11 protein-coding genes are annotated in these 11,219 nt (G+C 41.9%); 3 read left to right on the top strand and 8 right to left on the bottom strand.

Going from position 1 to position 11,219, the window contains the following annotated elements:
* Positions 1–140: 140 nt before the first annotated feature.
* From V7K61_RS23485 to V7K61_RS23470, 4 genes are all read right to left on the bottom strand, one after another.
* Entirely contained in the window at positions 141–1,733 is a 1,593-nt protein-coding gene (locus V7K61_RS23485) for a GMC family oxidoreductase (protein WP_335056968.1), read from the bottom strand.
* Between the two features lie 553 nt (positions 1,734–2,286).
* Positions 2,287–2,769, bottom strand: a complete 483-nt coding sequence (locus tag V7K61_RS23480) for a hypothetical protein (protein ID WP_335056966.1) — start codon at positions 2,767–2,769, stop codon at positions 2,287–2,289.
* A gap of 493 nt (positions 2,770–3,262) precedes the next feature.
* Positions 3,263–5,098, bottom strand: a complete 1,836-nt coding sequence (gene thrS / locus V7K61_RS23475; RefSeq protein ID WP_335056970.1) for a threonine--tRNA ligase — start codon at positions 5,096–5,098, stop codon at positions 3,263–3,265.
* 294 nt (positions 5,099–5,392) lie between these two features.
* The gene (locus V7K61_RS23470; RefSeq protein WP_335056965.1) at positions 5,393–5,548 is read right to left on the bottom strand and encodes a hypothetical protein; all 156 of its coding nucleotides are present in this window, start codon (positions 5,546–5,548) and stop codon (positions 5,393–5,395) included.
* A gap of 182 nt (positions 5,549–5,730) precedes the next feature.
* Between V7K61_RS23470 and V7K61_RS23465 the strand changes: the two genes are divergently transcribed.
* On the top strand, positions 5,731–6,048 hold the full coding sequence (locus V7K61_RS23465; RefSeq protein WP_335056963.1) for a DUF2605 domain-containing protein: 318 nt from the start codon (positions 5,731–5,733) through the stop codon (positions 6,046–6,048).
* 307 nt (positions 6,049–6,355) lie between these two features.
* Positions 6,356–6,685 carry a DUF2973 domain-containing protein gene (locus tag V7K61_RS23460; protein WP_094352259.1) on the top strand — a complete coding sequence of 110 codons (330 nt, stop codon included), beginning with the start codon at positions 6,356–6,358 and terminating at the stop codon, positions 6,683–6,685.
* A gap of 174 nt (positions 6,686–6,859) precedes the next feature.
* On the opposite strand, the gene V7K61_RS23455 is transcribed toward V7K61_RS23460, so the two are convergent.
* The 4 genes from V7K61_RS23455 to V7K61_RS23440 all read right to left on the bottom strand — a co-directional run bounded on the left by V7K61_RS23455 (position 6,860) and on the right by V7K61_RS23440 (position 10,536).
* The gene (locus V7K61_RS23455; protein ID WP_335039499.1) at positions 6,860–7,105 is read right to left on the bottom strand and encodes a DUF7219 family protein; all 246 of its coding nucleotides are present in this window, start codon (positions 7,103–7,105) and stop codon (positions 6,860–6,862) included.
* Positions 7,106–7,151: 46 nt separating this feature from the next.
* Entirely contained in the window at positions 7,152–7,427 is a 276-nt protein-coding gene (locus V7K61_RS23450; RefSeq protein ID WP_335056961.1) for a hypothetical protein, read from the bottom strand.
* Between the two features lie 443 nt (positions 7,428–7,870).
* On the bottom strand, positions 7,871–9,394 hold the full coding sequence (locus V7K61_RS23445; protein WP_335056959.1) for a chlorophyll a/b binding light-harvesting protein: 1,524 nt from the start codon (positions 9,392–9,394) through the stop codon (positions 7,871–7,873).
* Between the two features lie 83 nt (positions 9,395–9,477).
* Complete coding sequence (locus V7K61_RS23440) at positions 9,478–10,536, bottom strand: chlorophyll a/b binding light-harvesting protein (RefSeq protein WP_335039505.1); 1,059 nt, start codon at positions 10,534–10,536, stop codon at positions 9,478–9,480.
* A gap of 385 nt (positions 10,537–10,921) precedes the next feature.
* Between V7K61_RS23440 and V7K61_RS23435 the strand changes: the two genes are divergently transcribed.
* Entirely contained in the window at positions 10,922–11,143 is a 222-nt protein-coding gene (locus V7K61_RS23435; protein ID WP_335056957.1) for a BrnT family toxin, read from the top strand.
* Positions 11,144–11,219 lie beyond the last annotated feature (76 nt).

The following is an 11,219-nucleotide window of genomic DNA, read 5'->3' as shown; positions in this document are numbered from 1 at the left end:
CGTTAACGAGTATTTGAACTGGATGAATCCACCTTTTATCTCCGTTAACGAGTATTTGAACTGGATGAATCCACCTTTTATCTCCGTTAACGAGTCTTTGAGATTAAATATATTGCGATCGCAGCTTAAAACATATAAATTTAGGCAGAGCGATGTCTGACCACAAGCCGCTCTGCATCTACATCAGTTGCTAACGGCACTTGCGTTAAAACCCGATTGGTAGCTTTAATCAAATCTGCTGCCTTTTCGCCAATCATAATTGTGGGTGCATTGGTGTTTCCCGTAGCAATAATTGGCATAATGGATGCATCTACAACACGCAACCTTTCAACACCATATACCCGCAGTTCGGGATCTACCACTGAATCTGAGTCTGTTCCCATTTTGCAAGTGCCGACAGGATGGTATACAGTGTCACAGGTTTCCCGGATGTAAGCTAGGAGAGCTTCATCACTCTTATTATCAGCACCGGGAGCAACTTCTTCACCTCGGAACTCATCAAATACATCTGACAGGAATATCTGGCGGATAATTTTGATACCTGCAAGCAGCTTTTGCAAATCTGATTCACTCTTGAGATAATTCATCTGAATTACAACTGGGTCATTGGGCGAAGTAGAACGCAGAGTAAGATGACCACGGCTTTCGGGATTAGTCAGACAGACTGTAGCAGTAAATCCTGGGCCTTCGCGGGAGTATGCAGGATGTGTCCGCAAAATAGGGCCAGAGTGAAACTGCAAATCTGGTGCAACATCTAAACGACCTTCAGTATGCAAGAACAATCCAGCTTCAGCGATATTGCTGGTTGAGGCAGGTTGTAAATCCTGAGTTGCTTGGTGTGCAACGGCGACATGAAGATGATCTTGGAGGTTTTGACCGACACCGGGCAAATCAACAACTACAGGAATATCTAGCGATCGCAAATGTTCTGCATTGCCAATTCCAGAGAGCATCAGCAGTTTAGGTGAATCGAACGCGCCAGCACTGAGAATAACTTCCTGATTTACAAAGGTTTGGTGCATCGTTCCCTCGTGCAGATACTCTACTCCAATAGTGCGCGTTCCCTCAAATAGTAGCCGAGTCACTAATGCACTAGTAGTAACTGTTAAATTGGGGCGCTCCAAAATAGGTACTAGAAACGCTGCTGCTGTACTGTGCCGCTTACCATCTTTAATAGTCAACTGGTAAAGTCCGGCTCCCTGCTGTTGTGCGCCATTAAAATCAGGATTGCACTCGTAACCAAGTGCGATCGCTGCTTCTACAAATCGATGTGATGTTACCGCAGGTGCTAAGGGATCTGTGACACTCAGCACTCCATCTGCTCCGTGAAATGGAGACACGCCATGCTGGTGATTTTCAGATTTCTTGAAGTATGGCAACACATCTTGGTAACTCCAACCATGATTGCCTAATTCTTGCCAGCGATCGTAATCATGCCGATTGCCTCGAATATAAATCATGGCGTTGATCGAACTGCTACCACCCAAGACTTTCCCGCGTGGACAATAGATTTTGCGGTTATTTAAGTATGGTTCTTCTTCCGTAAAATATGCCCAGTCAACCTTAGTACCCCAGAGTTTTGTCCAGTCTACAGGAACTTGATGCTCTGGTAAGGTAGGTGGATTGCCTGCTTCGAGTAATAACACGGTTGTTTTACCGTCTTCTGTTAACCGATTGGCGATAACACAGCCAGCCGAGCCTGCACCAATGACAACATAATCATATTCACTCATATATTCTCTTTGTTAATGACAAATTTTTCAGAGAAATACTTTTTTTATCATAGAGTTATGTGACTGCAATATTTCCTGTATGTCTCTCAACAAAAAGAATAAGCTCAAGTTATCTAGCCCAGCATCGTCATGAGCGGAAACTACATTTCCAATTTTGGAAATAAGAGCCATTACTGCCTTTAAATGCTGCCAAAGAACTGAAATAAAAATTAATTAAATTAATCTGATGATAAATTCTTGATTGACAGCAGTTTTCATGTATTTGAACCACACCTGTCGTAGAAGTGCAAGGCCTTGCACCCCTATCGCGTGGTCTATTTACCGGAAAATAGCTGTAATAAAAATCTGACCTTTCACGTCATCTAGAAAAACTAACGCTAAACCTAAACCCTCAGCAAGCTTTCTTACTAGGGAATGGAAGCGAAGTTTTTTAGATAAGAGTAAAAAGTCAGATATTAGAATGAGTGGAAAAAAGAGATTGTGTTTGTCCTACTACCAGGTAGAATCAATGCTCAGTTCACCTGGAACTAAGCTTAATAAATAGGCAAAGGAATTAATCACGACCCCAGCCGCGATCGCGCTCATAGCGACGGTTATTGTCATAAATGTTGCGAAGGTTATTATCGCGTTCATAACGACGATTATTATCGCGTTCATAGCGACGATTATTGTCACGGTCATAGCGGCGATTATTGTCGCGGTCATAACGGCGATTGTTATCGCGGTCATAGCGACGATTGTTATCGCGGTCATAGCGGCGATTATTATCGCGGTCATAGCGACGGTTATTATCGCGGTCATAGCGACGGTTATTATCGTCACGAATGTTCCGAAGGTCGTTCTGGCGGTCATAGTCATCATTTCTATGGTGACGACTATGAAGTTCGTAGTTACCATCATCATTGCGTTGAGAGATGTAGCTATCTAACTCAGCAGGATAAGATGCTGGTGTATTAGCATCAGCTTTTGGAGAAATAGCCAAAGCTGATGCAGATGCTATCAAGCCGGCGAGCAAAATAGAGGTAAAGCGGTTCATGATGTGAGTCAAAAATTATTGACAGTAATTTATGCAAGTCCAGTCTGTTTAGGAAGAGCAGATTCCACAAGTCTTTAAATCAATCCTAACAGTGTTGAAAAACTAGAAAAGTTTTCTTTAGTGTGGTGATTGAGAAAAGTTTTGTCGTCTGTGATACTTTCTGACTTTCCACAGCCCCTTAAAAGTCAAAATTAAAATAAATCTTTGAACTCCATTAATATGAGTGAAAAAAATGTAGAGACGCAGCAGTATTACGTCTCTACAAAAGTTCTGGATAACGCATATTTAATTTCTGGATCTAATTAAGTTTTTGATTTAAATACGTTACGTAAGCGTACCCTTCGGGAAGCAAGCTACGCGTAGCGTCTCGTAGAGAAGCTCGTCGTAGACATCGCTCCTTTCCCAACACCTAGACCATCGATTCAGTAAGCCTCAATACCCTACTAGGCAAGACGCACACTAATCATAATTGGTGTGCGTCTGCGGTTAGATTTTAGAAATTCTCGAACTTAGCGATCGCATCCTTCATCTTATCTACCACCTCATCGACAGCGATAACTCCCAATTCCCCAGAGGCGCGGGTACGGATACTCAAGGTGTTAGTTTCCACTTCCTTAGCTCCCACCACTGCCATCACGGGTATTTTTTCTTTCTCTGCATTGCGAATCTGTTTACCCAAGCGATCGCCACTGGTATCAACTTCTGCACGGATGCCCAATGCACGCATCTTCGCCACCACATCTTTAGCAAAGTCTAGCTGTGTATCACCCACTGGGAGTAATCTAGCTTGCACTGGCGCTAACCACAAAGGGAAATCGCCTGCATATTCTTCAATTAAGATCCCAATCAACCGTTCCAGCGAACCAAAAGGCGCACGGTGAATCATCACTGGGCGTTTGCGAACCCCATCTTCGGCGACGTATTCCAACTCAAAGCGTTCAGGCAAGTTGTAATCTACCTGCACAGTTCCTAATTGCCACTCCCGATCTAGGGCATCACTAAAGATAAAGTCAAGTTTTGGCCCATAAAAAGCCGCTTCTCCAATCCCTTCAAAGTGTTCCATCCCCAAGGTTTCAACTGCACGGCGAATTGCACCTTCGGCTTTATCCCAAACTTCATCATTGCCGATGTACTTATCACTAGCAGGATCGCGGAAACTGAGTCTAGCTTTAAAGTTCTTCAGTTGCAGCTTATTGAACACCGACAAAATCAAATCCACCACACTGAGGAATTCGCTATCTAGCTGTTCTGGGGTTACGAACAGGTGAGAATCATCCACAGTAAAACCGCGCACCCGCGTTAAACCACCCAGTTCACCTGATTGTTCGTAGCGGTAAACAGTACCAAATTCCGCCAGTCGCATCGGTAGTTCTCGATAAGAGCGTAACTCACTCTTATATATTTGGATATGGAAAGGGCAATTCATTGGCTTCATAACAAAGCCTTGTTCCTGTGCAGCCGATTCCTGATCATCTGCCATCAAGGGGAACATATCTTCTTTATATTTCTGCCAATGTCCAGAGGTTTTAAATAAATCTACTCTGGCAATGTGAGGCGTTACTACAGATAAATAACCCCGTTTTACCTGTTCTTGTTTCAGGAAGTCTTCTAAAGTACTCCGTAACAAAGTGCCTTTGGGTGTCCACAAAGGTAAACCCGGCCCTACTAGATCAGAAAATATAAATAATCCCAGTTCTTTCCCAAGTTTGCGGTGATCTCGCCGCAGTGCTTCTTCTTTGCGTCGCTTATATTCAGCGAGTTGTTCTGGGCTTTCCCAGGCGGTGGCATAGATGCGTTGTAATTGGGCTTTAGTTTCATCCCCACGCCAATAAGCGCCAGCAACACTTTCTAGTTCAATTGCTTTCGGGTTTAATTCACTGGTATTTTCCAGATGAGGCCCCGCACACAAATCCCACCATTCATTCCCCAGGTGGTAAATTGTGATTGGTTCGTTTTTGATATCTGCCAGAATTTCTAGCTTGTAAGGTTCGTTAATTTCCTGAATCCGGCGTTCGGCTTCTTCGCGGCTGACTTCTTCCCGAATTACTGCCAATTTGCGATTGATAATCTTCGCCATCTCTTTTTTGATGGCTTTGAGATCGTTTTCGCTAAATGGTTCTGGACTGTCGAAGTCGTAGTAAAAACCGTTTTCTATCCAAGGGCCGATTGTAACTTGTGCCTTGGGAAACAGCTTTTGTACTGCCATTGCCATTACATGGGAAGCAGTGTGGCGAATCTTTTTTAAGTTCTCCGATTCGCTGGTACGCGGTAAATAGATTTTTTCAACTTGTTCTAACTGTTCTGACTGATTTGATGAATTTGGCGACATTGGCTGCTGAACCGTTGGCGAAGTGATTACAAAAGGTGATTTATCTGAATCTGTAGGCTTATTCAACTATAGCGACTTTGGTTTTTGCCAGTTAAGCTATCAAGAAAGAATTCAGGAGTCAGAATGGGCTGCGCCCCGCTGCGCTAACAGAATTCAGAATGAATTGGAATCCGATGGTTACTGAGTTTGTCGAAGTACTGGCGTAATGAATAAAGGGGTTTAAGACTCCGCTAAATATGTTTTCTTTAATGGTGTTTCTAGATGGCGGGTTTGAATCCCCCATTATTTTGATTCTCAGTCCTGAATTTTGACTCCTAAATTCTTCTTCAATCCAAAGATAAAGATAAATTTTTGATTTCTTACCTGAGTGTCAAATTCAGGATTGCCCGCGTAGGCGTAGCCCGTCGTAGACATCGCTAAGTTAGCTGATGAATTGCAACTCGATGTCATATATACCTATAGTTACCTCTCCAAAGGCACTGTACAAACCAGATATCAAGACTATATAATAAATTTTGTGCCCTTTGTTACAAAATTTCACATCAAAAAAATTATGAGAGAAACCAAAAAAGTATTAAGAAACGTAAATAACGTTAATATTAGTAAGCAAGTTTGAAATATCTCTCTCATTTATGTCAGACTCAAATTTACCAGGGCCAGAGTTGCTGAAAACGGTTTTAGATCCGCTGCTGGAAGATTTTCAGCATTGGTTTACGCGATCGCGCCATTTACTCGAAACTGAGGAACTATCATTTATGAGTCACCAAGAGCAATCTGACTTGCTCTTGCGGGTCAAGCAAGCGCAAGATGAACTAAGTACGGCAAAGATGCTATTCAATGCAACTGATAAACAAGTCGGAATTGATATGGCAACGTTAATGCCTTGGCATGAATTAGTAACAGAATGCTGGAATGTCGCAATGCGCTTTCGTCAAGGACGTGAAGTCTAAGCGCTAAATTTCGGCAGACTACTTAGCGATGTCTCAAGACTTACCAAGGAAGCGTCTACGCAAGATGGCAAATCAATCGTTAAAGAGATAGTAAAAAATTCTTAAGAATTTCTTAACATTATCTGGATTAACAAAATAATGTATCCTATGCTACCGTAAGTGGAATAACGGTTGACAAATAGCTCCATATAAATGTAAGCGCATGAAGAGTGCGTAGAATACTCGTCTTAACTGTGAGTTACAGTATCGGCGAAACAAAGCGTTACAAAATAAAGTTTAAAAAATTCCTGTTCTGGAGGAAAATCCAATGTTACATCTACTTTACATTCTTGCTTTTACAATCCTTGCATTTATAGCTGTTGGCAACTTAATTCGTAACCTGATTATGTTCAGTTTCGATCGGGAGCGAACTTACCCGACGAATTCCTCGCCAATGAATAACCAAGGCAACTATGGTTATTATTCATCAAAGAGACAATTTGTACCCCATCCAGAGTTATTAGATAGCGCTGGAAACTTAATTAAAGAGCCACTTTTGGTAATGCGTTCAATTAACGTTGAAGATGCGCGTCAACATCTCGATGCACTTTACGAAGCATCCCCAGGACATAAAAGAGATAATTCCGAAGAAGCATAAAAGTAGAGACGCGATTAATCGCGTCTGTTAGCAGTTTGGGTGTAAATGATTGTAGTTTTTTACATCCTTAATTTTTTTAGTAGAAATTTATTCTCATATCAATCAGTCAATGTAGCTTTTTTGCCTTTTGTTAAAAATACTCGCGATCGCAGGCGGATGCAATTTTCATTCTATTTAGCGAATTTGCAATTCTTTTTTGGCACTTTTCAACTGTCTCCAGAGGATGTGAATTTGTTTGTAAGCCTCTTCTGGGGAAAGTTTACCACTAGTTTGGAGGCTGCAAATGTAGTTTACCCGTTGAGAAAAATCTTGAAGATTAGCGTTAAATACTAGATACTCTGGTTTAAATTGCCCATAATATGGACTACGGGGATATAGAAAATCACATAGTTCGGATAGCAAATCAGGTTGTCGGTTCATAAGAATTTAGAGTATTACGGATTAGAAATTATCTAATTGGAAAATTTTAACAAAGCTTTCGCGCACCCTTTTGACAAGCATTACAGAAAGAAGTTTGAGGTTCAAAGTCAAGACAGCCGAAGGCTTCCTCAGAACAAGCTTTCATTGGATGTACAGTACACTTAAGACGATAGTCGTTAGTGAAATATTCACAAGCATGACAAGGAATTTCATGTAGCTTTTTTAAATGATTTATCCCTTGTTTGAAGGTAAACCAGATACTCAAAACAAAGAAAATCAAAGTGCCCCAAGCAAATGAAGCACAACAAATTGTAGCCAGCATAAGTCATCCTCCTAAAGATTAGAAATAAAGTGCCCGCAGTCAACTGCTTTTAACCGCAGGCATGAAGTATTATTTAGCTGGTGTTGAGTGAAACTAAAATAACTAAGTCAGTAGGTAGACATAAATCAATATGTCATTGCCTAAGTAATCTAATTATTAACTTGACGCAATGAGCGCCAAGAATGTCAAACTTAATCTGTGAACGCCAATACACTAAGGAAGAATTTAGCTCAGAATTTATCAGGACTAGCGATAAATAAGCCAGCGAGTTTGGCAAAGCGGGCGTTACTAACCTATCAATCAAATTTGATATTGGGATTGCCGTATGTATGCATTTCTCACTAGGTGGGTTTCTTGATATAAATACTGATTTAATCAGTACTTAATTTCACTAGATACTTTACTGTAAAGACGTAGAATGCTACGTCTTTACATCATGGATGCTAAATCGAGTTAATTGCGATCGCACCGAATAAAGCAACACTAGTCAATAGCAGATAAGCGAAGATTGCTCCACCAATTCCACCAATCAAGAAGCCCTCAGTAAATTGACTCCATTCAGCGACAGTATTGATGCTCTGTGGCACTTTGGCAACTGTTGCAACCGAAACCGATCGTGAATAGATTTCCTGCTGTCTTTCGTAGCTGGTAGTGCCATAAAGCGAAAAACCAATTGTCAGGATGATAATCAAACTGCCTGTGGCTAGTAAACCAACCAAGCTGCCCACATTAGAATTGCGTAATAAACCTAATGAACCTAACGTAGCAAAGGGGCCAACTAGCCAGTAACCATGAGCCATGCCAATTTCTAATCCCCGCCACAGAGCAGATATACCGGGGCGGTAAATTGGCAAGTATTTGAGAAACTTCAGCGTCAAATCAGCAGAATTGACTGCGGTTACTTGATTACTTGTTTGGCGCTCTACACGTGGAGGCTGAACCATATCACCATTTTTAAAATCAAATCCGCCTGCGATCGCACGAGCGCGGAGAGCGTGCCAAATGTGACCTAACAGAAATATGAGCGCTAGGACAAAATGGAAAGTTACCAACCAACCACGAGCAGAAACTATACCAGCAGAAGTTTCTATAGCTCTAACTGGGCCATAAAAAACTTCGGGATAGACAGTGTTATTGACTGATGCAAAATATGCTGCTAAAAAGCCCATGTATGCTACAGCACCAATGCTGTAAGATAAATATGCTTCCCCTGAGTAAATCAAAACTCGGCGTGCCCAAGCAAATGGCTTAGTCAAGATGTGGAAAATACCACCGCCAATTAACATCAAACCAACCCAGATGTGACCGCCAACAACATCTTCCAAGTTATCAACAGCAGCCAATCCCTCTGAACCCCAAGCCCCAAATAGGTAGCCAAAAATGCGGAATGGGTTAAGTGTCGGATGATTGATTACCCTAACATCTCCACCGCCAGCAGCCCAAGGATCAAACAGTCCACCCCAAAACACCGCCTTAGCAACTAAAGCCAAAGCACCCAAACCTAAAAGCGTTAGGTGAATGCCCAAGATGGTTGTCATCTTGTCCTTATCTTTCCAGTCATAGCCAAAAAATCCAGCCCAAGTGGGATTATCTTGTAACACTTCTGGCCCCAGCAGAGAGTGATAAATACCACCGGCTGCGAGAATCACTGAAGGTATCAGATGCAAGACGCTGATTACAAAGTAGGGATAGGTGTTAATAACTTGCCCACCAGCACCGACACCCAAACCTAGAGTTGCTAGATGAGGCAGTATGATTAACCCTTGCTCATACATTGGCACATTAGGGTTGAAGCGCGACAATTCAAACAGCGTCATCCCTCCAGCCCATAACAAAATCAATGCAGAATGGGCAATATGAGCGCCTAGTAATTTTCCCGATAAATTAGTGAGACGAAAGTTACCAGCCCACCAACCAACATCAGGTATCTGTTGCTTATATGGGCTATCTTCAATTACTGCTGTCATTTCCAAAACTCCTTGAGAATATTTAGCAATATTGTTGAGCTTATGCTTCCAGATAATTGCAAATTTGTTGCATTAAAGTGAATTTAGCTAATTGGTTGCGGAATTACCGCCTCCTGACTCACCCTACCTTTGCGAAAATCGAACCCACGCGCCCGCAAAGCGTGCCAGATATGACCTTGGAGAAAGAAGAAAGCTAACCAAAAATGGGCATTAGCTAACCAAGTCCGGGCAGTTACCAGGTCAGGGTCAGGTGATGAAAAGTACGGCACGATATTCTGTCTAACCACGAGCGCCGGCCCATAAAAAACTTCAGGATAAACAGTGGTGTTTACCGATACAAAGAGAGTTGCAATAAAGCCCATCAGTGCCAAAGCGCCCAGACTGTAAGAAAGGTAAGCTTCTCCAGACCAAACAAATAGTGGATGCGTCCAGGTAAAGGGCTTTGTCACAATGTGGAAAAGTCCACCGAAAATCAATATCGCACCAACCCAAATGTGTCCGCCAACCACGTCTTCTAGGTTGTCAACGCCAGCAATCCAGAATTTCCTGATTGCGCCAAACAGATAACCAAAAATGACGGCTGGGTTTAATGTCGGATTTGTAATTACCCGCACATTTTCAACGTTTGGATCGTACAAACCTCCAAAGTACATTGCTTTGGCAACTAACAAGAATGCACCACAACCCAGTAAAACCAGATGTATACCAAGGATTGTGGTCATTTTACCCGTGTCTGACCAGTCGTAGCCAAAGAAAGGAACTCTACCTTCCAATTTTTCCGGGCCACGCAGGGAATGAAAGATTCCTCCGAAACCCAAAAAGGCTGAAGAAATTAGATGCAAAGCTCCAATTACAAAGTAGGGATAAGTATCCACGACTGCACCATTTGCGCCAACACCCCAACCTTCAGTAGCTAAATGAGGTAGCAAAATTAAGCCTTGCGAGTACATCGGTTCTGCTGGATTAAAGTGGGCTAGCTCAAATAAAGTCATAGCTCCTGCCCAGAAAACGATCAGACCAGAATGAGCGACGTGAGCGCCTAGTAATTTGCCTGATAAGCTGGTGAGTCTAGCGTTACCAGCCCACCAAGGCGAGTCAGTAAGGTCTTGCTCCACCGACAGCGGACTTGTAGAAGTTGTCATTTTACATCTACCTTCTATTGAGAATATTATTCAATAACTCTTAAAAAAGAGTCTACACTAAAATTTCAATTAATGAAATAAACTCTCATTAATAATTTTGATGCAAATGAGAATACTTACATCTCAATACGTTTGGTGTTGGTGATATTTAAATCTGGGAGATTCCCCTAACCCTGTCATTAACACATAACATCATGGACAATTTATCAATAAGTAATAGTGCTTAAACTGCCTATCGGATTATTTATTGGGTTGAGGCACACAAGAAACAGGTAAGCATTGCAAGGTTCTGGCACACATCAAGATTCAGTCTTGAATTGTAATTGTAAACTTTTACAAATAAGTGTATTGACAACGTAAATACATCTTGCCTAGACTATGAGCTATGGATGTTTTTTTCGTGCTTAATGGTGTCACCTTCCTTTGGAACGAGGAGAAAGCTCGGATTAATCCCAGCAATCATAACGGCATAACATTTCAGCAAGCCGTAGAAGCTTTCTTCGATCCGTTTCTAGTGGTGGTTGATGCAAGCCGCAATGATGAGGAGCGGGATGCTGTAATTGGCTTGGACAGACGATGGAATCTTCTTTACTGTGATTTGAACTAAAAAATGAGATTTTAACTCATGATATGCTTCAGAAATGAGTATCCAGTTTATAGTTCACTTTTAATATTCGAGTTTT

Origin of the sequence: Nostoc sp. (assembly GCF_036918015.1) — a bacterium.
In the GTDB taxonomy this organism is placed as follows: Bacteria; Cyanobacteriota; Cyanobacteriia; order Cyanobacteriales; family Nostocaceae; genus Nostoc.
The sequence above is the reverse complement of the archived record's forward strand: the minus strand, read 5'-3'. Positions and strand labels throughout refer to the sequence as shown.